At 68.5% G+C, this 21,306-nt stretch carries 23 protein-coding genes; 14 read left to right on the top strand and 9 right to left on the bottom strand.

Annotated elements, in window-relative coordinates; genetic code table 11:
* The first annotated feature begins 10 nt into the window (after positions 1-10).
* Positions 11-340, top strand: coding sequence for an NAD(P) transhydrogenase subunit alpha (locus G6N48_RS18220; protein WP_085268625.1), 330 nt, complete (start codon positions 11-13; stop codon positions 338-340).
* On the top strand, positions 337-1,764 hold the full coding sequence (locus G6N48_RS18215) for an NAD(P)(+) transhydrogenase (Re/Si-specific) subunit beta (RefSeq protein ID WP_085268626.1): 1,428 nt from the start codon (positions 337-339) through the stop codon (positions 1,762-1,764). The genes G6N48_RS18220 and G6N48_RS18215 overlap by 4 nt, the downstream gene beginning before the upstream one ends.
* A gap of 24 nt (positions 1,765-1,788) precedes the next feature.
* Here the strand turns inward: G6N48_RS18215 and G6N48_RS18210 are convergent, their stop codons facing one another.
* The gene (locus tag G6N48_RS18210; protein WP_139825710.1) at positions 1,789-1,914 is read right to left on the bottom strand and encodes a hypothetical protein; all 126 of its coding nucleotides are present in this window, start codon (positions 1,912-1,914) and stop codon (positions 1,789-1,791) included.
* A 172-nt stretch (positions 1,915-2,086) separates the two neighbouring features.
* Here G6N48_RS18210 and G6N48_RS18205 point away from each other — a divergent pair, with 172 nt between their 5' ends.
* A complete protein-coding gene (locus G6N48_RS18205; RefSeq protein WP_085268627.1) occupies positions 2,087-2,767 on the top strand; it encodes a TetR/AcrR family transcriptional regulator in 681 nt (226 codons plus the stop codon).
* Here G6N48_RS18205 and G6N48_RS18200 read toward each other — a convergent pair.
* The 3 genes from G6N48_RS18200 to G6N48_RS18190 all read right to left on the bottom strand — a co-directional run bounded on the left by G6N48_RS18200 (position 2,742) and on the right by G6N48_RS18190 (position 6,787).
* Entirely contained in the window at positions 2,742-4,214 is a 1,473-nt protein-coding gene (locus tag G6N48_RS18200; protein WP_085268628.1) for a PE family protein, read from the bottom strand. The two genes, G6N48_RS18205 and G6N48_RS18200, sit on opposite strands and share 26 nt — an antisense overlap.
* Positions 4,215-4,309: 95 nt before the next feature.
* On the bottom strand, positions 4,310-5,797 hold the full coding sequence (locus tag G6N48_RS18195; protein WP_085268629.1) for a PE family protein: 1,488 nt from the start codon (positions 5,795-5,797) through the stop codon (positions 4,310-4,312).
* Between the two features lie 75 nt (positions 5,798-5,872).
* A complete protein-coding gene (locus G6N48_RS18190) occupies positions 5,873-6,787 on the bottom strand; it encodes an alpha/beta hydrolase (RefSeq protein WP_085268630.1) in 915 nt (304 codons plus the stop codon).
* 108 nt (positions 6,788-6,895) lie between these two features.
* On the opposite strand from G6N48_RS18190, the gene G6N48_RS18185 reads away from it, so the two are divergent.
* The 3 genes from G6N48_RS18185 to G6N48_RS18175 all read left to right on the top strand — a co-directional run bounded on the left by G6N48_RS18185 (position 6,896) and on the right by G6N48_RS18175 (position 10,171).
* On the top strand, positions 6,896-7,996 hold the full coding sequence (locus G6N48_RS18185) for an NAD(P)H-dependent amine dehydrogenase family protein (RefSeq protein WP_085268631.1): 1,101 nt from the start codon (positions 6,896-6,898) through the stop codon (positions 7,994-7,996).
* A gap of 15 nt (positions 7,997-8,011) precedes the next feature.
* Positions 8,012-8,752 carry a glucose 1-dehydrogenase gene (locus G6N48_RS18180; protein ID WP_085268632.1) on the top strand — a complete coding sequence of 247 codons (741 nt, stop codon included), beginning with the start codon at positions 8,012-8,014 and terminating at the stop codon, positions 8,750-8,752.
* Between the two features lie 69 nt (positions 8,753-8,821).
* On the top strand, positions 8,822-10,171 hold the full coding sequence (locus tag G6N48_RS18175; protein WP_085268633.1) for an FAD-binding oxidoreductase: 1,350 nt from the start codon (positions 8,822-8,824) through the stop codon (positions 10,169-10,171).
* A 114-nt stretch (positions 10,172-10,285) separates the two neighbouring features.
* On the opposite strand, the gene G6N48_RS18170 is transcribed toward G6N48_RS18175, so the two are convergent.
* The 4 genes from G6N48_RS18170 to G6N48_RS18155 are packed head-to-tail and all read right to left on the bottom strand — an operon-like array spanning position 10,286 to position 12,684.
* The gene (locus G6N48_RS18170) at positions 10,286-10,822 is read right to left on the bottom strand and encodes a TetR/AcrR family transcriptional regulator (protein WP_085268634.1); all 537 of its coding nucleotides are present in this window, start codon (positions 10,820-10,822) and stop codon (positions 10,286-10,288) included.
* A 52-nt stretch (positions 10,823-10,874) separates the two neighbouring features.
* Positions 10,875-11,693 (bottom strand): thioesterase family protein, encoded by an 819-nt coding sequence (locus tag G6N48_RS18165; RefSeq protein ID WP_085268635.1) that lies wholly within the window; start codon positions 11,691-11,693, stop codon positions 10,875-10,877.
* Between the two features lie 26 nt (positions 11,694-11,719).
* The gene (locus tag G6N48_RS18160; protein WP_085268636.1) at positions 11,720-12,535 is read right to left on the bottom strand and encodes an SMP-30/gluconolactonase/LRE family protein; all 816 of its coding nucleotides are present in this window, start codon (positions 12,533-12,535) and stop codon (positions 11,720-11,722) included.
* Positions 12,532-12,684 carry a hypothetical protein gene (locus G6N48_RS18155; protein WP_161494196.1) on the bottom strand — a complete coding sequence of 51 codons (153 nt, stop codon included), beginning with the start codon at positions 12,682-12,684 and terminating at the stop codon, positions 12,532-12,534. Before G6N48_RS18155 ends, G6N48_RS18160 begins: the two co-directional genes overlap by 4 nt.
* Before the next feature lie 143 nt (positions 12,685-12,827).
* Between G6N48_RS18155 and G6N48_RS18150 the strand changes: the two genes are divergently transcribed.
* Genes G6N48_RS18150 through G6N48_RS18140 form a run of 3 tightly spaced genes read left to right on the top strand, consistent with a single transcriptional unit; the run spans position 12,828 to position 15,843 of the window.
* On the top strand, positions 12,828-13,718 hold the full coding sequence (locus G6N48_RS18150; protein ID WP_085268637.1) for an acyl-CoA thioesterase: 891 nt from the start codon (positions 12,828-12,830) through the stop codon (positions 13,716-13,718).
* A 14-nt stretch (positions 13,719-13,732) separates the two neighbouring features.
* A complete protein-coding gene (locus G6N48_RS18145; protein ID WP_085268638.1) occupies positions 13,733-14,653 on the top strand; it encodes an LLM class F420-dependent oxidoreductase in 921 nt (306 codons plus the stop codon).
* Positions 14,653-15,843 (top strand): acyl-CoA dehydrogenase family protein, encoded by a 1,191-nt coding sequence (locus G6N48_RS18140; protein ID WP_085268639.1) that lies wholly within the window; start codon positions 14,653-14,655, stop codon positions 15,841-15,843. The genes G6N48_RS18145 and G6N48_RS18140 overlap by 1 nt, the downstream gene beginning before the upstream one ends.
* On the opposite strand, the gene G6N48_RS18135 is transcribed toward G6N48_RS18140, so the two are convergent.
* Positions 15,812-16,513: a DUF427 domain-containing protein gene (locus tag G6N48_RS18135; RefSeq protein WP_085268684.1), complete on the bottom strand. Its 702-nt coding sequence runs from the start codon at positions 16,511-16,513 to the stop codon at positions 15,812-15,814. The genes G6N48_RS18140 and G6N48_RS18135 overlap by 32 nt on opposite strands.
* A 224-nt stretch (positions 16,514-16,737) precedes the next feature.
* Here G6N48_RS18135 and G6N48_RS18130 point away from each other — a divergent pair, with 224 nt between their 5' ends.
* The 5 genes from G6N48_RS18130 to G6N48_RS18110 all read left to right on the top strand — a co-directional run bounded on the left by G6N48_RS18130 (position 16,738) and on the right by G6N48_RS18110 (position 21,306).
* Positions 16,738-17,424 carry a DUF732 domain-containing protein gene (locus G6N48_RS18130; protein WP_085268640.1) on the top strand — a complete coding sequence of 229 codons (687 nt, stop codon included), beginning with the start codon at positions 16,738-16,740 and terminating at the stop codon, positions 17,422-17,424.
* Between the two features lie 45 nt (positions 17,425-17,469).
* Positions 17,470-18,639, top strand: coding sequence for a CaiB/BaiF CoA transferase family protein (locus G6N48_RS18125; RefSeq protein ID WP_085268641.1), 1,170 nt, complete (start codon positions 17,470-17,472; stop codon positions 18,637-18,639).
* Positions 18,640-18,815: 176 nt separating this feature from the next.
* Positions 18,816-19,382, top strand: a complete 567-nt coding sequence (locus G6N48_RS18120) for a hypothetical protein (protein WP_085268642.1) — start codon at positions 18,816-18,818, stop codon at positions 19,380-19,382.
* On the top strand, positions 19,379-20,083 hold the full coding sequence (locus G6N48_RS18115) for an NIPSNAP family protein (protein WP_085268643.1): 705 nt from the start codon (positions 19,379-19,381) through the stop codon (positions 20,081-20,083). Before G6N48_RS18120 ends, G6N48_RS18115 begins: the two co-directional genes overlap by 4 nt.
* Before the next feature lie 47 nt (positions 20,084-20,130).
* Positions 20,131-21,306 carry a cytochrome P450 gene (locus G6N48_RS18110; RefSeq protein WP_085268685.1) on the top strand — a complete coding sequence of 392 codons (1,176 nt, stop codon included), beginning with the start codon at positions 20,131-20,133 and terminating at the stop codon, positions 21,304-21,306.

Raw genomic sequence — 21,306 nt, 5'->3', positions numbered from 1 at the left:
GGACTCCTAGATGTACGACGAGCTATTGGCCAACTTGGCGATCCTGGTCTTGTCCGGTTTCGTCGGGTTCGCCGTCATTTCCAAGGTGCCCAACACGCTGCACACGCCGCTGATGTCGGGCACCAACGCCATTCACGGCATCGTCGTGCTGGGCGCGCTGGTGGTGTTCGGGGAGGTCGAGCACCCGTCGCTGGCGGTGCAGATCATCCTGTTCGTCGCCGTGGTGTTCGGCACGCTCAACGTCATCGGCGGCTTCATCGTGACCGACCGCATGCTGGGCATGTTCAAGGGCAAGAAGAAAGTCGTACCCGTCAAGACGGAAGATCTGGCCGCCAAATGAACTACCTCGTCACCGTCCTCTACATCATCTCCTTCGCGCTGTTCATCTACGGGCTGATGGGCCTCACCGGGCCCAAGACCGCGGTGCGGGGCAACCTGATCGCGGCCGTCGGCATGGCCCTCGCGGTGGCCGCGACGCTGGTCAAGATCCGCCACACCGAGTCCTGGGTGCTGATCATCGCCGGCCTGGTGGTGGGGGTGGCGCTCGGCGTCCCCCCGGCGCGGCTGACCAAGATGACCGCCATGCCGCAGCTGGTGGCGTTCTTCAACGGCGTCGGCGGCGGCACGGTAGCCCTGATCGCGCTGTCGGAATTCATCGACACGACCGGTTTTTCGGCCTTCAAGCACGGGGAGTCACCGACCGTGCACATTGTGGTGGCGTCGTTGTTCGCCGCGATCATCGGCTCGATCTCGTTCTGGGGATCGATCATCGCGTTCGGCAAACTTCAGGAGATCATCTCCGGGGCGCCCATCGGCCTGGGCAAGGCCCAGCAACCGGTCAACCTGCTGTTGCTGGCCGCCGCGGTCGGCGCGGCGGTGGTGATCGGCGTGCACGCGCATCCCGGCACCGGTGGCGCGTCGCTGTGGTGGATGATCGGGCTGCTCGTCGCGGCCGCGGTGCTGGGCCTGATGGTGGTCCTGCCGATCGGCGGCGCGGACATGCCGGTGGTGATCTCGCTGCTGAACGCCATGACCGGCCTGTCGGCCGCCGCCGCCGGCCTGGCGCTGAACAACACCGCGATGATCGTCGCGGGCATGATCGTCGGCGCGTCGGGTTCGATCCTGACCAACCTGATGGCCAAGGCGATGAACCGGTCCATCCCGGCGATCGTCGCCGGCGGCTTCGGCGGTGGCGGCGTCGCGCCGGGCGGCGGGGGCGCGGCGGGCGACCGCACCGCCAAGGCCACGTCGGCGGCCGACGCCGCGATCCAGATGGCCTACGCCAACCAGGTGATCGTCGTGCCCGGCTACGGCCTGGCCGTCGCGCAGGCCCAGCACGCCGTCAAGGACATGGCCAGCCTGCTGGAGGCCAAGGGTGTGCCGGTCAAGTACGCCATCCACCCGGTGGCCGGCCGGATGCCCGGGCACATGAACGTGCTGCTGGCCGAGGCCGAGGTGGACTACGACGCGATGAAGGACATGGACGACATCAACGACGAGTTCGGGCGCACCGACGTCGCGATCGTCATCGGCGCCAACGACGTCACCAACCCGGCGGCCCGCAACGAGTCTTCCAGCCCGATCTACGGGATGCCGATCCTCAACGTGGACAAGGCGAAGTCGGTGATCGTGCTCAAGCGGTCGATGAACTCCGGGTTCGCCGGCATCGACAATCCGCTGTTCTACGCCGACGGCACGACCATGCTGTTCGGGGACGCGAAGAAGTCGGTGACCGCGGTCGCCGAAGAACTCAAGGCGCTGTAGAGCCCTGCTGGCCCGGGGGCCCGATCAGACGGGCGGGTAGGCGGGTGGCGGGTAGCCGTTGCCGTCCACCACGCCGCGCAGACCCCAGGGAACGTAGCGGAAGAAGAACTCGATTTCGTCGCTGCCGTCGTAGTCCGGACTCGGATCCATTGGTCCACCCCTTTAGTCCCTTTAGTCGCGACCGAAGCTCGTCAGCGAGTCTAGTCCCATCGGTGTCGGGGCGGTACCCGGCGTTTGCCTAGACTGTCCAACCAGTTGATTGATCATTAACCTTGCCCACGGGTCCGGCCGGCCCGGCCGGCTGTGACGATAGTGAGTGCAGATGCCATCCGACAGCAGCGCCCCCAACGGGCTGACGCGCCGCGAAGAGTTGCTGGCCGTGGCCACCAAGCTGTTCGCCGCACGCGGTTATCACGGCACCCGGATGGACGACGTGGCCGACGTGATCGGCCTGAACAAGGCGACGGTCTACCACTACTACGCCAGCAAGTCGCTGATCCTCTACGACATCTATCAGCAGGCCGCCGAGCGCACCCTGGCCGCCGTCCACGACGACCCCACGATGTCGGCCCGCGAGGCGCTGTACCAATACACCGTCCGGCTGCTCGACCAGATCGCCGCCAACCCCGAGGGCGCGGCGGTGTACTTCCAGGAGCAGCCCTACATCACCGAGTGGTTCTCCGAGGAACAGGTCGCAGCGGTCCGCGAGAAGGAGACCCAGGTCTACGAGCATGTGCACGGCCTGATCGACCGGGGCATCGCCAGCGGCGAGTTCTACGAGTGCGACTCCCACGTCCTGGCGCTCGGCTACATCGGCATGACGCTCGGCGCGTACCGGTGGCTGCGGCCGAGCGGGCGCCGCAGCGCCAAGGAGATCGCCGCCGAGTTCAGCACGGCGCTGCTGCGGGGGCTGATTCGCGACGACGCGGTCCGCCAGACGTCGCCGCTGGGGACCCCGAACGCCCGGGGACGCGAGGTCAGCTCAGGTTTGGCGGCGGAATGAGCTCGAGGACGCTGCCGACGTCGCCGCTCAGGACCGACAACAGCGTCGCGCTCGACTGACCGAAGGACACGTTGAGTCCCGGGTCCAGCGACGGCACATAGGGGTAGGCGTTCGGCAGCGCGGACTGCGGGAGCGCCCCGACGTCCACGAGCGCGGCCTGCACGCCCTGCACGGCTCCCGTCCCGAGGTCGGGGATCACGGTGAACGGGTTGGGTATCGCGAACAGGCCTGCCGGGGTGGGGACGTTGGCGTAGTTGGCACCCGCTCCGTAGTCGGCGTAGCCCATGTCGACGATCACCCGCAGGTCGGGCTGGACGAGGTCGGCGAGCGGATTGCCGACGTAGGGGATCTGCCGGATCGGGTCCAGCAGCGGCAGATTCTGGGTCATGAACATGTAGTAGTTCGTGTTGCCGCCCGAGGTCGGGAGCAGCACCGCGTTGGCCACCTGGTTGGCCGTCAGCCACGGGTAGTCGCTGTGCAGCGAGATGCCCATCAGCGAGTTGAGATCCGACAGGAAGTTGAGCGGGTACTGCGGGAAGTCGGCGAAGCCGTCGTACTGGATCGTGTAAATGCTTGTGGCCCAAGGCGACTGGGGTGTCGCGCCGTTGAAGGCCACGTCGAGGCCCGGAACGTAGAAGCCGGGGAAGCGCTCGAGCAGGCCCCCGACGGGGTTGTTCGGGTCGCCGACGAGCGTGAACGCGAGCTGGCCGGCGGTGGGCTGCTGGGCGAGGGGCAGCGCCATGAGCGCCCGGATCTCGTTGGTGGCGACGGTGGCGCTCTCGGAGTAGCCGAACACCAGGGCGCTGTGGCCCGCCGTGAGTTGGGTGTTGATCGCGCTGTTGAGCAGGCTCACGCCCTGGGCGACGGACTGGCCGAACGTCAGCGTGTTGCCGAGCTCGGGGGTGGCCGGCCAGAACTGCTCGGGTGTGTACACGCCCAGGGCGGCGGCGCCCGCGACGACCGGCTGGATGTAGGCGCTGTCGACGGCCGCGATGTACGACGGGATCGGGCCCGGATTGTGGGCGCCGCCCATGATCAGGGCCGTCACCGGTGAGATCAGCGTGGTCGACAACGGGGGGAACCTGCTGACGCTCTCGAGCGCGCCCCCGGTGGTCGGCGACAGCAGCGCCCGCAGGGGTGCGACCTCGCCCGACACCAGTCCGGCGGCCGCGGTCTCGGCCTGTGCGTAGGTGGTGCTCGCGGCGGACAGCGTCTGGGTGAACTGACTGTGGAAGGCCGCGGCGTCGGTCAGGACCGCCTGATACTGCTGGCCGAACGCGCCGAACAGCCGCGCGATCGCCAGCGACACCTCGTCCTCGGCCGCCGCGGCCACCCCGGTGGTAGGACCGGAGGCCTCGCCGGCGGCGGCGCGCAGGGCCGACCCGATTCGTTGCACGTCGGCGGCCGTTGCCGTCAGCGCCTCGGGACTGGTGACCAGATACGACATGTTTCCCCGGTCTCCTCCCCGAAACCGCCGGCACCCGGTGTCAATCGAGACTAGAACGCTCGTCCGGGTTCGTCCGGCGGTTGGGGAATTTCACCTCACCCGAAGTTCGGCGCCGGAATGAGGTCCAGCACGCTCCCGGCACCGCCGCTCAGCAGCGACAACAGTGTGGTGCTCGACTGGATGATCGGGAAGGTCAGCTGCGGGTCGGTCGACGGAACCCACGGGTAGGTGTCGGGGAACAGCGACGGCGAGGCCAACCCCGACTCGACCCCGATCTCGACGGCCGCGCCGTAGGGTCCCTGCACGGCGCCCAGGGCGAGATCCGGGATGATCGTGAACGGGTTCGGCACCGAGAAGAGCCCGGCCGGGGTGGGGATGTTCGCGTAGTCGTAGCCGGGTCCGTAACCGGCGTAGCCCATGTCGACCAGCACCCGCAGGTCGGGCTGGAAGATGTCGGCGATCGGCGGCCCCGCGTAGGGGATGTCGCGGATCGGTTCCAGCAGCGGCAGGTTCTGGGTCATCAGCATGTAGTACGCGGTGTTGCCGGTGTAGCCCGGCGACGTCGGGAGCGGCACGGCGTTGGCGACCTGGCCGGCGCTCATCATCGGGTACTGGTCGTGTACGAAGAAGTAGCCCATGAAGGCATTGAGATCTGAGACCAGGTTGAGCGGATATTGCGGCAGGTCGGCGATGCCGTCGTACTGCGCGGTGAAGATGCTGGTCGGATACGGCGAATTCGGCGGGGTCGCGCCGTTGAACGCCACATCCAGGAACGGGATGTAGAAACCGGGGAAACGTTCGAGGATGCCGCCGACGGGATTGTTCGGATTGCCGACGAGCACGAAGGACAGCTGACCCGTGTAGGGAGAACCGGCCGCCATGAGGGCGTTGATCTCGTAGGTGGCGATGGTGGCGCTCTGCGAGTAGCCGAACACCACGGCACTGTTGAGCGGGTTGGTCAACGTGGTGGTGATCGCGTTGTGTAACAGGGGGATGCCCTGGGCGAGGGACTGGCCGAAGGTCAGATTGCCGAGTTGCGGGGTGACCGGCCAGAACTGCTCGGGGGTGAACACGCCCTGGATGAAGTTGGGCGCGAACCGCGGCTGCAGGAACGCGTTGGTGATGGCGTTGAGGTACACCGAGTCGGGTTCCGCGAGGCTGGTGTACCCCATGATCAACGCGTACAGAGGGTCTCCGGGGATCGACCTCGCCGCCGACGTCAGCGCGACGGAGCCCGCGCTGGTGCCCTGGCCCGGCAGGGCGCCCATCGGCACGCCCAGCTCGCTCGACAACAGACCCGCGCCGGCGTACTCGGCATGGGCGTAGCTGTTCGCCGCGGTGGTCAGGGCTTGGGTGAACGCGCTGTGGAACGCCGAGGCCCGCGAGACGAACGCCTGGTATTGGCGGCCGTACGCGGTGAAGACGTCGGTGATGGCCACCGACACCTCGTCGCCCGCCGCGGCCATCAAACCGGTTGTCGGGCCGGCGGCATTCGCGCCGGCCGCGCTGATCGTCGAACCGATGGATGCGACATCGTCGGCCGTGGACGCCAGAATCGCCGGGGCCGTCACCAGATACGACATCTTCCCGTCCTTTCTCGCAAAGACCGGGACCTCCACGCAGGGTAGAGCCGCGCCGTTCCCAATAAGGCCGTTTGCCTATTTTTCCGAATTAAGCGCCCGAGGTTTCAGGTGTTCGTCCAGGAATGCGATTTGGTCGCGGACGGCTCGGTCGAAGGCGTCGTCGACGTAAATCCCGAAATGGCCGTCGGGATAGGTCTTCACCACGCCGCGGGGAGCCCTGGCCGCGTATCGCAGCGTGGGTGCCGCGGGTGCCACCGAGTCGGTCTCGCACACGCAGAACAGGATCGGGCAGGCGATCTGTGAGGTTGAGCGACCCGGCCGGTAGGTCATGACGTGCAAGGCGATTCGGGCCGCCACCTCGTTGGTCAGCTGCGCGCCCGCCGGCACCAGCCTCAGGTAACCCGAATAGGCGTCGGGGGTGTTCATCAACGCCGTGTCGCCGGGCCGGCCCGCCGTGGCGACCATGACGGGCGGCCTGCCCAGCCGGCTCGCGACGACGTCGCGCACCGCGCGCGCGAAGATGCGCGCGGTGGCCCACGGGTTGGTGATCGTGCGCGCCGAGGCCAGTCCGTCGGTGAAGGGGCACTGCGCCACGGCGGCCGCGATGCCCGGCAGCCGGGCCGCGGTGGCGATCACGTGTCCTCCGCCGAATGACGTGCCCCACAATCCAATTCGCCGGTGATCGATGCCGTCGAGGGTGCGGGCGTAGTCGACCGCCGCCGACCAGTCCGCGAGCTGCATGCCGATGTCGATCAGTTGGCGGGGGCTGCCCCCGCTGTCGCCGAAGTTGCGGTAGTCGAACACCAGGCAGGCGTAGCCGGCCGCGCTGAATCGCTCGGCGTAGGCGTCGAGTCGCATCGTGCGCACCGCGCCGAGGCCGTGCGCCATCACCAGCAGCGGCACGGGCCCGGTGCCACCGGCGGGTCGGTAGAGCCACGCGCTGATCCGGTCGCGGCCCGAGGTGAACTGGACGTCTTCGCGTTGTGTCATCAGCGCCTCATTGTGCCTGCCGGATCGATCCCGGGTGGTACCCGCCACAAAATTAGTGGACTAGTGTCTAGAAAAGTTTTTCCAGGCTGCAACGGGACGGAGACTGAAATGGCGATCCGCGTCGCGCACGTCGGTACCGGGAACGTCGGAGGGCTCGCCCTCGCCGAGCTCATCACCAACCCGCAGTTCGAGTTGACCGGGGTGTGCGTGTCGTCGCCTGAGAAGGTGGGCAAGGACGCCGGAGAGCTGTGCGGTGTCGGCCTGGACGCGCCCACCGCCACCGGTGTCGCGGCCGTCGGCGACCTGGACGCCCTGATCGCCGCCCGGCCCGACTGCATCGTCTACTGCGCGATGGGCGACACCCGCCTGCCCGACGCGATGGCCGACGTCATGCGCATCCTGGCCGCGGGCATCAACGTGGTGGGTTCCTCGCCCGGGTTGCTGCAGTACCCGTGGGGCGTGATGCCCGAAAAATACATCAACCGCGTGGAAGATGCTGCCCGGCAAGGTGGTTCGAGCATCTTCATCACCGGTGTGGACCCTGGGTTCGCGAACGACCTGATCCCGTTCGCGCTGGCCGGGACCTGTCAGCGCGTCGAGCAGGTGCGCTGCATGGAGATTCACGACTACGCGTCCTACAACGGCACCGAGGTGATGGACTACATGGGGTTCGCCAAGCCCCTGGACGAGGTGCCGATGCTGCTGGCGCCGGGCGTCCTCAGCATTGCGTGGGGAACGGCCATCCGGCAGCTGGCGGCGGGCCTGGGCATCGAGGTCGATGAGATCACCGAGTCCTACCAGCGCGAGCCGGCTCCGGAGGACTTCGACATCGCGGTGGGGCGGGTGGCCAAGGGCACGCTCGCGGTGCTCCAGTTCGAGATCCGCGGGATGGTCAAAGGCCACCCGGCGATCGTCATCGAGCACGTCACCCGCCTGCGACCGGACCTGCGGCCCGACCTGCCGCAGCCCGCCGCCGGTGGCGGTTCCTACCGCGTCGAGATCACCGGCGAGCCGTCCTACGCCGTGGACATCGTGCCGACCAGTCGCAAGGGCGACCACAACCATGCCGCGATCGCCGGCGCGGCCGGTCGCATCGTGAATTCGATCCCTGATGTCATCGCGGCACCGCCCGGCATCAGAACGACGCTGGACCTGCCGCTCGTCACCGGCAAAGGCCTCTATGCACCAAACGCTTTGGTGAGCACCTAACGAAAGGAGACCCGCGTGGGACGGGTAGACGGCAAGGTAGCGCTGATCAGTGGCGGCGCCGGCGGCATGGGCGCCGAAGACGCGCGGCTGCTGGTCGAGGAGGGCGCCAAGGTGGTGATCGGCGACATCCTCGACGACCAGGGCAAGGCGCTGGCCGACGAGATCGGTGACTCCGCGCGTTATGTGCACCTCGACGTCACCCAGCCCGACCAGTGGGACGCCGCGGTCGCCACGGCCGTCGGCGAGTTCGGAAAGCTCAACGTGCTGGTGAACAACGCCGGCACCGTCGCGCTCGGGCAACTCAAGAATTTCGACCTGGGCAAGTGGCAGCGGGTGATCGACGTCAACCTGACGGGCACCTTCCTGGGCATGCGGGTGGCCGTCGAGCCGATGACCGCGGCCGGCGGGGGCTCGATCATCAACGTGTCGTCCATCGAGGGCCTGCGTGGCGCCCCGGCGGTGCACCCGTATGTCGCGTCGAAGTGGGGGGTGCGCGGGCTGGCCAAGTCGGCCGCATTGGAGTTGGCGCCGTTGAACATTCGGGTCAATTCGATCCACCCGGGCTTCATCCGCACCCCGATGACCGCGCACCTGCCCGAGGACCTGGTCACCATCCCGATGGGCCGGCCGGGCGAGGTGCGGGAGGTCGCGACGTTCGTGGTGTTCCTGGCCAGCGACGAATCCTCCTATGCGACCGGCAGCGAGTTCGTCATGGACGGCGGGCTGGTGACCGACGTCAACCACAAGGAGTTCTAGGGTTTTTCCCGAGGCTGCTTTCGCGCACCGGCGCCGGGACCCGCCGCAAGCGGTGCTATAACCGCGAGCATGCCCGGCAGCCTCGAGGACCTGAAAGCCATTGTCGGCTCGAACCATGTCGTCACCGATCCCGACGTGCTCGCGGCGCGCAGCGTCGACTACACCGGCCGCTACCGGGGCCGGGCCGGCGCCCTGGTCAGGCCCGGCTCGGCCGAGCAGGTCGCCGGGGTGCTGCGCGTGTGCCGCGACGCGGGCGCGCACGTGACCGTGCAGGGCGGTCGCACCTCGTTGGTCGCCGGCGCCGTCCCCGAGCACGACGACGTGCTGCTGTCCACCGAGCGCTTGCGCGCCATCACCGACGTCGACACCGTCGAGCGCCGCATCGGGGCCGAGGCGGGGGTCACGCTGGCCGCGGTGCAACAGGCCGCGATCGCGGCCGGCCTGGTGTTCGGCGTGGACCTGGCCGCCCGTGACACCGCGACCATCGGGGGCATGGCGTCGACCAACGCCGGCGGCTTGCGCACGGTCCGCTACGGCAACATGGGCGAACAGGTGGTCGGGATGCAGGTCGCGTTGCCCGACGGTTCGCTGCTGCGCCGCCACAGCCGGGTGAACCAGGACAACACCGGCTACGACCTGCCGGCGCTGTTCGTCGGGGCAGAGGGCACGCTCGGCGTGATCACAGCGCTCGACCTGCGGCTGCACCCCGTCCCGTCGCACCGGGTGACCGCGATCTGCGGCTTCGACGACATCGAGGCCCTGGTGGATGCGGGGCGGACGTTTCGGGAGGTCGACGGGATCGCCGCGCTGGAGCTGATCGACGGTCGGGGCGCGGCGCTGACCCGCGAGCACGCGGGGGTGGGTGCCCCCGTGCCGGCGGAGTGGCTGTTGCTGGTGGAGTTGGCCGCCGACCACGACCAGACGGAGCGGCTTGCCGACCTGCTGGAGGCGGTGCGGCTGTGCGGCGAACCCGCCGTCGGCGTGGATGTTGCCGCCCAGCAACGGTTGTGGCAGGTACGCGAGTCGCTCGCCGACGTGCTCGGCGTGTACGGTCCGCCGCTGAAGTTCGACGTCTCGTTGCCGTTGTCGGCGATCGGCGAATTCGCAAGGGAGGCGGTCGGTTTGATCGACGAGCGCGCTCCCGGCGCGCTGCCGGTGTTGTTCGGCCATGTCGGCGAGGGCAACCTGCACCTCAACGTCCTGCGCTGCCCGCCCGACCGGGAGCAGGCGCTGTACGAACCGATGATGAACTTGATCGCCGGGTGCGGCGGCAACGTCAGCTCCGAGCACGGTGTCGGCAGCCGCAAACGGCCTTATCTGGCGATGTCGCGAGAGCCCGCCGACATCGCCGCGATGCGGACGGTCAAGGCGGCGCTGGACCCGACCGGTTATCTCAACGCCGCGGTGCTGTTCGAGTAGCGGGCTGTTGTTCGTCGGAGACCGCCCGCGAGGGGCCGCAGATGTACGCCCAACACGGCGTGTCGCCGTGCAGACACGCGCGCTCGCGGGGCAACGGGCCTGCCGGGGGTGGGGCTAGCTGCCCTTGATGCCCACCGCGTGGCGCAGCTGCGCGAGGAACTGGTCGGCGTCGTCGCTTCGGACGATGTAGTGCGAGATCGCGATCCGGATCACGGTGGCCGCCTTCACCGCGGCATTGGGCCCGGGCAGGTGGCGTTGCAGCCCCTCGCGCATCTGGGGGATGACCCAGGAGAACTGGGCGATGGTGTGTTCGGGCTCGACGTCCACCATGCGCACACCGGAGTAGGAGTGCTGGTATTCGACGATGAACCGCAGCACGGCGTCGAGCTTGTCCACGCCCTTGAGCCCTGCAGTGGCCTTCACCAGACCGCTCTCGAAGATTTGCCGCTCGTAGCTCGAAAAGGCCGACAGCAACTCCTCTTTCGAGGCGAACCAGCGGTACAGCGTCGGGCGCGAGACCCCCGCCTGGGTGGCGACGTCGGAGAGGCTCAGCTTCGTCTTTCCGTTCCGCCCGAGCACTTCCGCGGTGGCCGCGAGGATCCGCTGACGCGTCGAGGTGTCACTGTCCGCCGCCTGCACCGGCCCGCTCATATGTCAAACTTTACGAAGTATCGGCGAAGTGTCACGGCCTTTTCGCTTCCCGCTATTTCCCGCCGCGCGAGCGCACCAGCACGCACTGCTGAATCGCACCGACCGCGCCGCGCTCGTCGAACAACGTCCCGACGGTGGTACCGACACCGTCGGGTCCGTAGCTCGTCTCGGCCCGGATTCCGATCCAGTCACCGTCGGGGACGCGGAACACGTGCACGGCCAGGTCGGTGTTGAGAAAGGTCCACTTGGTGATGTCGAGCTTGCTGCCGATTCCGTTCGCGCAGTCGGCCACCGCGAACAGCCGCTCCAGCTGCGTCATGGACTCGCCGCCGACCAGGTCCACCGTCGGGTTGATCCACGACTCGCCCGGCCCCGGGCTCAGTGGTTCGGTCAGCCACAGCCAGTCCAGGCTGTGCACGTAGTTGCGGTCCCACTCCCGCGCCTTGAGGTTGCGGTTGACGGCCTCGTCGCGCGGGCGGGGCAGCTCGGCGGCGGCGTGGGCCAGCGCCCGGGTGTCCTGCTGGTGCAGCCGCCACCCGCTGGCGCGCGCGACGGGGCGCGGTTCGCCGTCGGGGCCGAGGGCCAGCATCTCGGCGCCGACGAGTTCGATCTGCTTGCCCGCGCGCTGCAGGCGCGAGGTGACCCACAGATCGCCGTCGGACGGCACACCGCCGAGCAGGTCGATGACGACTCGCGACAGGCGCGTGTCGTCGCGCCGGGCACACCGCTCCAGCGCCCGGACCAGCAGCGCGGACACCGGTCCGCCGTGCTGTATTGCCGCCGACCAGGTGCCGCGCGCCAGGTCGGTCGCCCTGAACTTCTCCCCCAGCGGATCGGCGTCATCGACGAGCTCGTAGTAGGAGTCGCTCACTCGTCCACTCCTCACTGGGTCGGATTTCAGGGCAGGCCGGCGCCGGGGGCGGTGACCGTGACGGCATCCAGCCGGGACTGCCGGGTGCCGATCAGGCGCTGAGGATACGCGTCGGTGCTCGACAGTAGGAACAGCGTGCGCCGCTGGGGTCCTCCCAGCGCGCAGGCGACGGCGACCCGCCCGCCCATGTCGATGCGGTCCGTCACGGCGCCGCCGTCGATGATCCGCTCGAACTGGTGGGCCAGCGTCATCGAGGTCCACACCCCGCCCTCGGCGTCGAGCGCGATGCCGTCGGGCGGGCCGTCGAGGCCGTCGGCGAACACGCGGCGGCCCGTCAGCTCGCCGCCGTCGCCGATGGCGAACGCAGTGAGCCGTCGGCCGACCGATTCGGCGACGATCAATTCGCCGTCCGGCGTGATCACCATCCCGTTGGGGAAGTCGAGGTCCGTGGCGACCACCGTGGCGCTGTCGTCCTGGTCGAGGCGGATGATGACGCCGCCGGAGAATGCCTGGCACCCGATGTAGGCGCGGCCCGCCGCGTCGACGACCATGTCGCCGAGGTTGGCCGGTGCCAGGTCGGCGAGATCGGCCAGGGGAGTGACGGTTTCGCCGTCGTAGCGCAACACCTGCCGGTCCTCGGTCGAGACGATCAGCAACGAGCCGTCGGGGCGGAAGCCCAGGCCGGACGGGCGGCGCCCGGGCAGTGGGACGGTGGTCAGCGTCCCGCGCATGTCCGCGGTGTGCACGGCCTCGCCCAGCATGTCGGAAAACCACAGCAAGCCCTCGAACCAGCGGGGGCCCTCACCGAAGCAGAACCCGTTGGCGAGCGGCTTCGGGATCATCCGATCATGCCTTTACAAAACACCGGGAAAGTGTCACGCACTGCGGGTGCCGGTGTCAATTTTGCGACCGGTCCCTCCATGCCGCCGTCGTAGACGGCCTCCGCGGACTGGGTGAAGGTGGTCTCCGACGTGCTGTTCACGATGCCCATTTATGTTGCCTCCCTGAGCATCCCGTCCCACGACGCGTTCGCCGTGCGGACGCCGGTCCGTGGTGTTGTTAGCCGACCTTTACAAATCCTATGCAAAGTGTCACGCTGAGCCGTGAGCTGCTACCGGGAGAGGCGAGGCGGATTTGAGCAAGGTTTCTGAGGAGTCCGAGCAGACCGAGTGGACGGTGCAGGGCCTGCTGGACCTGTTCGACGTGCAGTCCGGCGGGCAGGATCGGTTCAGCGGCGACACCGGCATCGCCGCCGGCGACGAACGGCAGGTGGTCGAGGGCACCCAGGTGCTCGCCCAGGCGATAGTCGCGGTGGCCAAACGATTCCCCGACAAGTCGGTGCGCTCCGCACACGCCGTCTTCTCCCGCGCCGTGACCGTCGGTCCGCCGATCGAACTCGTGCTCGACGTCGTGGCCGAGGGCCGGTCCACCGCCACCGCGGTGGTGGCCGTGCACCAGAACGGCCGGCGCTGCCTGAGCATCACCGTGCTGGCCGACGTTCCGACGGGCGACGTCATCCGCCACCACCTGCCGCGCCCCGACGTCGCCGGCCCGGCCGACGCACACCAATCGCCGATGCCGATGGTGGGGCGCGAGCTGCGGCTGGTGGACGTCGTCGACGTCAACAGCCCCGACGAGGTCGGGCCGCCCGAATTGCACGCGTGGCTGCACTACGACCCGATCCCGACGCGCGACGACCTGGCCAAGGCGCTCCTGGCATACTTCACCGGCCACCTCGGGATCTCCACCACGATGCGCGCGCACGCCGGCATCGGCACGGCCCAGGCGCACCTGACCGTGTCCACCGCGCCCATGAGCATCTCCGTCGCGTTCCACGAACCGGTGCGTTGGGACGGCTGGCTGCTCTACACCCACGAGAGCACCCAGGTCGGCGCGGGCATGTCGTATGTGCGCGGCACCGTGCACTCCGAGGCCGGTGAGCTGCTGTGCTCCTTTGCGCAGGAGGCGCTGATCCGTCCGCTGCGCACCAGCGACACGGCGATCGACTCGCGCGCGCGGTTCTAAAGGCCTCGAACACCATGCGTTTCACCATCACCCACCCGATGCACAGCCATCCCTACAACCCCGAGCTGGTCAGTGGGGACGGCATCGGCACAGTGGCCGCGGCCGCCGAGGCGGCGGGGATCCACGGTTTCGGCTTCACCGACCACCCGGCGCCGTCGCAGCGCTGGCTGGAGGCCGGCGGGCACGACGCTTTGGACCCTTTTGTCGCACTGGGTTTCGCGGCAGCCACGACGTCGACTTTGCGGCTGATCCCCAACATCGTGGTGCTGCCCTACCGAAACCCGTTCGTGGTGGCCAAGTCCGGCGCCACATTGGACCTGCTGTCCGGCGGCCGTTTCACGCTGGCCGTCGGAGTGGGCTACCTCAAGCGGGAATTCGCCGCGTTGGGGGTCAGCTACGACGAGCGCGCCGAGCTGTTCGAGGAGGCGCTGCAGGTGATCAGGGCCATCTGGACCGGTGACGACATCTCCTTCGAGGGAAAGCATTTCAGCGCGAAGGGGATCACCGCCCACCCCCGTCCCGTCAGCGAGCCGCATCCGCCGATCTGGATCGGCGGCAACACGACGGCCTCGCGCCAGCGGGTGGCGCAGTACGGCGACGGCTGGTGCCCGTTTCCCGCCCCGCCGCAACTCGCTCAGACCGCCGGCACCGCGGTCATCGACTCCGTGGAAAGGCTCACCGGTGGCATCGACGACCTGCGGCGCCGGTGCGATGCGGCGGGCAGGGACTGGTCGGCGATCGACATCACCTTCACCAACTTCGAGGGCGGCAGCCCCGCCGACGACGCATTCAACGCCGACGCCTACCTCGAGGGGCTTCAGAAGCTGGCGAAGCTGGGTGTGACGTGGGTCAGTGTGCACCTGCCCGGCGACAGCGTGGCGCACGCGCTGGAGACCCTCGACCGTTTCCGTGCCCTCGTGATCGACGCCGCCTGATGGACTTCTCCCGCGTCGCACTCTCGCCCGAAGAGCAGGAATTCTTCGACCGCACCCGGGCGTTCATCGCCGAGCACGTGACCGACGAGATCCGCCAGCGTGATCGTGAGACCGGCGAAAACTTCAGCGAGCCAGTGCATTTAGCCCTGGGTGAAGCGGGCTATCTGACGTCGGACTGGAAACTGGAGTCCGAAGGCGGTTTCGATCCGGTGCGCCGGCGGATCTTCCATCTCGAGATCGGCCGTGCCCACACGCCGTGGTACCACTGGGGCACCACCGCGGTCGTCGCGCGGCTGGTGCAGCAGTTCGGGGCGCCCGAGCTCGTCGACGAGGTGCTCCCGGGCGTGCTGTCCGGCCAGATCCGGTTGTGTCTGGGCTACACCGAGCCCGAGGGCGGCTCGGACGTCGCCACCTGCAAGACTCGCGCCGTGCGGGAGGCGGGTGGATCGAGCTGGATCATCAACGGCTCCAAGATGTTCACCTCCAACGCCCATAACGCCAAGTACGTCTTCCTGCTCACCAACACCGACCCGCAGGGACGTAAACACCGGAATCTGACCATGTTCCTGGTGCCGCTGGACTCGGCGGGCATCGAGATCCAGGGCATCCGCACGGTGGACGGCGACCGCACCAACATCGTCTACTACAGCGACGTGCGCGTCGACGACCTGTACCGCATCGGAGAGGTCAACGGCGGCTGGACGGTGATGCGGTATGCCCTTGATGCGGAGCACGGCATCACCGACGCCCAAGACCATGGCCTGCAGAACATTTCGATGATGTCCGAGCACGGCCACGTGATGGCGGAGGCGGCCGACGGGGTCGCGGCGGTCCTCGGCACGCCCGATGCGCATGGGCGGCGGCGCATCGACGACGAGTCGATCAAATTCCGGCTCGGGCGCAGCATCGCCCGGATCGAGGCGGCACTGTCGACTCCCGGCATGTACGGCCGTGTCGCGCTCATCCAGACGATGCGCGACAGCTCACCGGAATTGATGGATCTGCTGGGGGCCGCATCGGCACTGCCCACCGGCACAACGGGTTCGGCCGAGTATGCCGACGGCGGTGCCGTCGAGTTCATCTTCCGGCATGGCGTGCCCGCCGGGATCTATGGCGGCACCATGGAGGTTTTCCGCAACATGATCGCCCAGCACGAGCTCAAGCTCGGCCGGCCTCACTACGGCGGCTGAGGGGCAGCTCGGCGCGCACATCCGCACGGGCGCTGTCGAAACTCAGAAAACCCTTGACGGGCAGGCTTTCCGGGGGCGGGTCCGGGTAGCTCCAGGCAACGTCGTCGATGACGGTGTCGCCCACGACGGCGGTCCAGTAGGTGGCGTAGCCCTTGTAGTTGCAGTAGCTGGACGTGTCCGAGCGGCGCAGCAGCTCGGTGCGCACATGGGCCGGATCGACGTACAACCTCGGCTCGAGGGCCGTCTCGAAGAGGATGACGGTGTCCGGCGTGTCCACCAGGGTCATGCCCGCCACCGAGACGCGCAGGTGCCGCCGCGTCGGGCGGCAGTCGATGCGGTGGTAGGGATTCGGCGGGTAGTGGACCAGCACTCGGCCCTCTTCCAGCCAGGTGTCGACGGCGTCCCAAGGCACGCGGACGAAGCCCGGCGCCCCCGGCTCGGGTTCGGATGGGAGTTCGCCGACCTCGTCCACCGGGAAGGCGTAGCCCAGTGGCTGCCCGTGCCGGTGCACCAGCAGCGCGCGCTCGGTGTCGATCACCGCACGCCCGCCGCGGAAGGCTTGGACGCGCCTTGGGTGCGGCTCGATGTAGACGACGCCGGCCGGCAGCGCGGGTACGAAGCGCCCGGCCGGGTCGCCGCTGATCGGACCGCGTCCGGCTGCCAACGTCATGGTGTTCCTTCCGCCCGGTTCACCGGCGATGCCCACGATACGGCCCGCCCCGTCGGTGCCCGAGCAAACTGCGAAGCGTCCCACGAAGTCTTTGAGACAACGGTAAGGAAACGGCCGAATCACAAACCTTGACCCAACCGTGTTGTTGCTGTGACCAAAGTAGTCCATCGTTGCCAAAGTGAAATGAGTGCACATGCATTCCCGTTACCACCGAGGAGCAACGAATGACTGCACCGACTAGTGACGGCGCACGGGGCGAGCAGACGACCCCACGCGCCTTGGGGGTCCGCACGCCCGCGGACCGCATCAAACCGATGCTCCGCCCGCTTGTGGTCGCGGCGGGTGTCATCGCCGCGGGGGCCGCGTCGATGCCGACGGCGCACGCCGACCCGCCACCCGGCTCGCCGTTGACCAACCTCGGCATCGGCAACAACGGCCCAATGAGCAACGCCCTGGCCGGAATGGGGCAGTCCATCTGCCCGATGCTGGTGCAGCCGGGCGCGACGGTCGCCTCGATCGCGTCGCAGCTGACCGGAAGCGGGGGCGTTTCCCCCGGCATCGCCGGGATGGTCGCGACCATGGCGATACAGATGGGTTGCCCGGGTTTCATGCAGTCGCTGGCCAACGGCCAGATGCCCGGCGTCCTGCAGGGACCTTTGCAGGGCCTGGCCGGCAATCCCGGCTCGCCCGGGCCGCTCGGGCTCCCGGGCGCCAACCCCGCTCCGGGGATGCCGATGGCGCCGTTGGGCGCCAATCCCGCGCCGGGGATGCCGATGGCGCCGTTGGGCGCCAATCCCGCGCCGGGGATGCCGATGGCGCCGTTGGGCCCCAACCCCGCGCCGGGGACACCGGTGGCGCCGCCGCAATCCGGGCCCGTGACGACGGGAGTTCTGAGGATGCCGTTCATGTAATGGCCCGATCGCCGGTGCAGAGGCGCCGCGGAGTAGGAAGTAGCCATGGCGGGACCGATGGAAGGCGTCAAAGTCGTCGAGCTCGGCGTCTGGGTGGCCGGACCGGCCGCCGGGGGCATCCTGGCCGACTGGGGCGCCGATGTCGTCAAGATCGAGCCACCAACGGGAGACCCGGGGCGCATGTTCGGCCGGATGCTGGGCTGCGATCTCGGGGTCAACCCGCCGTTCGAAATGGACAACCGCTCCAAGCGCAGCGTCGTCCTGGACCTGACAACGCCGTCGGGCCTTCGGGCCGCGTTCCAATTACTCTCCGGCGCAGACGTTTTCGTGACCAACGTGCGCCCCGGCGCGCTACGACGCCTGGGCCTCGACTACGAGTCGGTGGCGGAGCGCTACCCCCGCCTGATCTACGGGCTGATCACCGGTTACGGCGAGACGGGCCCCGACGCCGACCGCGCCGCCTATGACGTCGCCGCGTTCTGGTCGCGGGCCGGCGTCGCCCACCTGCTCACCCGGCCCGGGGACACGCCGCCGTTCCAGCGTGGCGGCATGGGCGACCATTCCGCCGGGATGACCCTGACGGCGGCCATCTGTGCCGCTCTGGTTGCCCGCGCCCGCACCGGAACCGGTCAACAGGTGAGCACCTCGCTGTACCGCCAGGGCGCCTACACCGTGAGCTTCGATCTCAACACCTACCTGCTGACCGGCCAACCGATCGCGGTCGGGCAGCGCGAATCCATGGGCAACCCCTGCATGAACAACTACACCGCCGGCGACGGGCGCCGGTTCTGGATCGTGGGACTCGAAGCCGATCGCCATTGGCCCGCGCTGTGTCGGGCGATCGGTCGCCCCGAGTGGTTGACCGACCCGCGTTTCGCCGACGCCCGCGCGCGGGCGCAAAACGCCGCCGCCCTGATCGGCGGGCTGGACGAGATCTTCGCGACGCGCCCCCTCGACGAGTGGGCGAAAGTGTTCGCAAGCGAGCCGGATTTCTTCTGGTCACCGATCAACACGCTGGAAGATGTCGTGGCCGACGAGCAGTTCCACGCCGCGGGCGGCATCGTCGACGTGCCCGACGGCGACTCCGTCATCCCGATGGCGGCCACACCCGCGGATTTCCACGGCACGCCGTGGGCGCCTCGTTCCGCGGCACCGCTACTCGGACAGCACACCGACGAGGTTCTCGCCGAACTCGAGGCGCGACACGGGCCCTGACCCGCCCGTCGGGACCTTTACAAATTTGTGCGGAAGTGTCACGCTGTGCGTGAGCCGCGTCGCCGCCGAACCCGGCCCGCCCGGGTGCGGCGCACAGCGTGATGCGGTCACAGCCCACGACAAGCGCTGCAGCCCCGCCGGCCCACCTCCGGCGTGTGGCGGTGAGGAACGGACGGATGGTCACTCCAACGATCAGCATCATGGACCGCGCCGGCGCGACACGAACCCCCCGCGCGGCGGGGGACTGCCTGCGTTACCGACTCGACGTCATCGCGACCAGCGCCGCCGACGTCGTGCAATCCGCGGGGGGCTGGCTGTTCGACCGCGTGATGGCCGGCTGGCAGGTGACCGTGCTGCTTCCGCAGCGCTGCGACAGCCGGTCGTTGCGCATCATCGGGGCCGAGATATCGGGCCTGGAGTCGTTCGACCCGGCGGCGGCGAGATGCCGGAGCCTTGCCGTCAGCGCCGAGGCTTTCGCGGCGGACGCGCGCACCCGTGACAAGGTCCTCGAGTCCCTGGACGACCGGCTCACCGAGGTCGCCCTGTGGGGCGAGGGCTGGCCCATCGGGGTGAACCGCGCGATGACGCGAGCGCAATACGAGCTCAGCGCGGCGGCACGCACGTTCAAGGCCCAGGCGCTCTCGGCGGCCGGGATCGATTGTGCGACAATCGCGTCGACGGAAGCGCTGCTGTGTGACGCGGCCTTTACTCTGGGGCCCGAGGTGGTCCGGCTCGACCGATGAAGAAGTACTACGGCCACACACTTCTCTACCTGCACGAGACGATCTCCCTGGGTGCCGGCCGGACCGAATGCTTCACCGAGACCTTCGGCGACACCTACCGGCCGATGATGGACGAGCTGGGTGCGAGGCTGTTCGCGATCTGGGAGTGCACCCCGTACAACGGGCATTGGCCGCAGGTGACGATCATCTGGGAGATCGACGGGTTCAAGGACTACGCCCGGATCGGGGCCGCCCAATCGCGCGGTGGCAGCCACGAGGCCGCGGCGGGCAAGTGGTCGGCGTTCCTGTCCGACATCGGCGCCTCCGGGGAGGGCCGCATCATGTACCCGGGACCGAGCAACAAGACGCTGGACCAGCTGCTGGAGGCGAATTTCGCTGCGCCACTGGTCATCCAAGAGATCATGCAGACAAAACCCGGGCGTCAGGACGACTATATCCGCGAGTTGGAGCGGCTCTACGTGCCATGGTCGGAACGCACCGGCAAACGCTGGCTGGGCTCGTTCACCACGACCTTCCGTTACAACGAGGTCATCCACTACTGGGCGCTGGACGGCGGCTGGGAGTGCTTCGCCGAGCACTACCCCTCGTGGAAGGAAGCCCCGCCCGCCGAGATCGTGACCTGGATGAGCGTGGCCCCGGCGTTGCGCGACGGCTGGGAAGACTCGATCCTGCAGGCACTACCGCCGTCGCCGCTGCAGTGAGCGCCGGGCGCGTAGATTTCAGCTACGACCCGTTCGACGCGGCCGTGATGGCAGACCCGCTGCCCTACTACCGCATTCTGCGCGACGAGCACCCGGTCTACTACATGCCTCAGTGGGATACGTTCGCCCTCTCCCGATTCGAGGACATCTGGCGCGTCCTGGAGGTCAATGACGGAACGTTCGTCGCCTCCGAGGGAACCCTGCCCCCGGCCGCGGCACTGGCCGTACACAACACCGGACCCGTCGCCGATCCGCCGCTGCACCCGTTGCCGTTTCACGCCGTCTTCGATACCGATCTGTACGCCGAGATCCGGCGCGCGCATTCGCAGCCGTTGCGGCCGCGTGCGGTCGCGGGGCTGGAGGACCGGATCCGGGCCCTGGCCAACGAGCGCCTCGACCTGTTGTTGCCGCGCGGGTCCTTCGACCTGACCCAGGAGTACGGGGGTATCGTCGCCGCATCGATGGTATGCCAACTCTTGGGATTGCCAACCGATCTGGCGCCACAGGTGCTCGCAGCAGTGAACGCGGGCAGCCTCGCCGAGCCCGGCGTCGGTGTCGACACCGCCGAAGCCAGACCGAATTACCTCCAGTTCCTGGTGTCGGTGGTCGAGCGCCGGCGGGCCGAGAAGTCCGGGGCGGCACTGCCCGTCGTCGACGGGCTGCTCGGCTACCGGTTGCCGGACGGCAGCGCGCTCACCGACCTCGAGGCCGCGACCCAGATGCTGTGCATCTTCATCGGCGGCACGGAAACGGTGCCCAAGATCGTCGCCCACGGACTTTGGGAGCTCAGCAGGCGCCCCGAGCAGATGGCGGCGGTGCGAGCCGACCCCGCGACCACCGTGCCGTTGGTGCGTGAGGAGATGATCCGGTTCTGCGCACCCGCGCAGTGGTTCGCCCGAACCGCACGCAGGCCCTTCACCATTCACGGCCGCACCATCGAGCCGGGCCAGCGTGTCATGACGCTGCTGGCTTCGGCCAACCGCGACGAACGCGAATACCCCCAGCCGGACGAGTTCGTGTGGAACCGGCCCATCAAGCGGTCACTGGCGTTCGGGCGCGGCCAGCACTTCTGCATCGGATACCACCTGGCGAGGCTGGAAATCGATGTGATGCTGCAGGAATGGCTGCGCCGGGTTCCCGACTTCGCCGTCCGGGGCGACGCCGCCACCCGACTGCCTTCCAGCTTCCAGTGGGGCTGGAACACGATCCCGGTGGAGGTCTGA

This window comes from Mycobacterium parmense (assembly GCF_010730575.1).
Taxonomy (GTDB): Bacteria; Actinomycetota; Actinomycetes; order Mycobacteriales; family Mycobacteriaceae; genus Mycobacterium; species Mycobacterium parmense.
This window is presented reverse-complemented; position numbering and strand designations above follow the sequence as displayed.

Excerpts from the sequence above, each read along its gene's own strand:
- G6N48_RS18220 (WP_085268625.1), top strand. The coding sequence starts at position 11 with ATGTACGACGAGCTATTGGCCAACTTGGCGATCCTGGTCTTGTCCGGT.
- G6N48_RS18215 (WP_085268626.1), top strand. The coding sequence starts at position 337 with ATGAACTACCTCGTCACCGTCCTCTACATCATCTCCTTCGCGCTGTTC.
- G6N48_RS18210 (WP_139825710.1), bottom strand. The coding sequence starts at position 1,914 with ATGGATCCGAGTCCGGACTACGACGGCAGCGACGAAATCGAGTTCTTC.
- G6N48_RS18205 (WP_085268627.1), top strand. The coding sequence starts at position 2,087 with ATGCCATCCGACAGCAGCGCCCCCAACGGGCTGACGCGCCGCGAAGAG.
- G6N48_RS18200 (WP_085268628.1), bottom strand. The coding sequence starts at position 4,214 with ATGTCGTATCTGGTCACCAGTCCCGAGGCGCTGACGGCAACGGCCGCC.
- G6N48_RS18195 (WP_085268629.1), bottom strand. The coding sequence starts at position 5,797 with ATGTCGTATCTGGTGACGGCCCCGGCGATTCTGGCGTCCACGGCCGAC.
- G6N48_RS18190 (WP_085268630.1), bottom strand. The coding sequence starts at position 6,787 with ATGACACAACGCGAAGACGTCCAGTTCACCTCGGGCCGCGACCGGATC.
- G6N48_RS18185 (WP_085268631.1), top strand. The coding sequence starts at position 6,896 with ATGGCGATCCGCGTCGCGCACGTCGGTACCGGGAACGTCGGAGGGCTC.
- G6N48_RS18175 (WP_085268633.1), top strand. The coding sequence starts at position 8,822 with ATGCCCGGCAGCCTCGAGGACCTGAAAGCCATTGTCGGCTCGAACCAT.
- G6N48_RS18170 (WP_085268634.1), bottom strand. The coding sequence starts at position 10,822 with ATGAGCGGGCCGGTGCAGGCGGCGGACAGTGACACCTCGACGCGTCAG.
- G6N48_RS18160 (WP_085268636.1), bottom strand. The coding sequence starts at position 12,535 with ATGATCCCGAAGCCGCTCGCCAACGGGTTCTGCTTCGGTGAGGGCCCC.
- G6N48_RS18155 (WP_161494196.1), bottom strand. The coding sequence starts at position 12,684 with ATGGGCATCGTGAACAGCACGTCGGAGACCACCTTCACCCAGTCCGCG.
- G6N48_RS18145 (WP_085268638.1), top strand. The coding sequence starts at position 13,733 with ATGCGTTTCACCATCACCCACCCGATGCACAGCCATCCCTACAACCCC.
- G6N48_RS18140 (WP_085268639.1), top strand. The coding sequence starts at position 14,653 with ATGGACTTCTCCCGCGTCGCACTCTCGCCCGAAGAGCAGGAATTCTTC.
- G6N48_RS18135 (WP_085268684.1), bottom strand. The coding sequence starts at position 16,513 with ATGACGTTGGCAGCCGGACGCGGTCCGATCAGCGGCGACCCGGCCGGG.
- G6N48_RS18130 (WP_085268640.1), top strand. The coding sequence starts at position 16,738 with ATGACTGCACCGACTAGTGACGGCGCACGGGGCGAGCAGACGACCCCA.
- G6N48_RS18125 (WP_085268641.1), top strand. The coding sequence starts at position 17,470 with ATGGCGGGACCGATGGAAGGCGTCAAAGTCGTCGAGCTCGGCGTCTGG.
- G6N48_RS18120 (WP_085268642.1), top strand. The coding sequence starts at position 18,816 with ATGGTCACTCCAACGATCAGCATCATGGACCGCGCCGGCGCGACACGA.
- G6N48_RS18115 (WP_085268643.1), top strand. The coding sequence starts at position 19,379 with ATGAAGAAGTACTACGGCCACACACTTCTCTACCTGCACGAGACGATC.
- G6N48_RS18110 (WP_085268685.1), top strand. The coding sequence starts at position 20,131 with ATGGCAGACCCGCTGCCCTACTACCGCATTCTGCGCGACGAGCACCCG.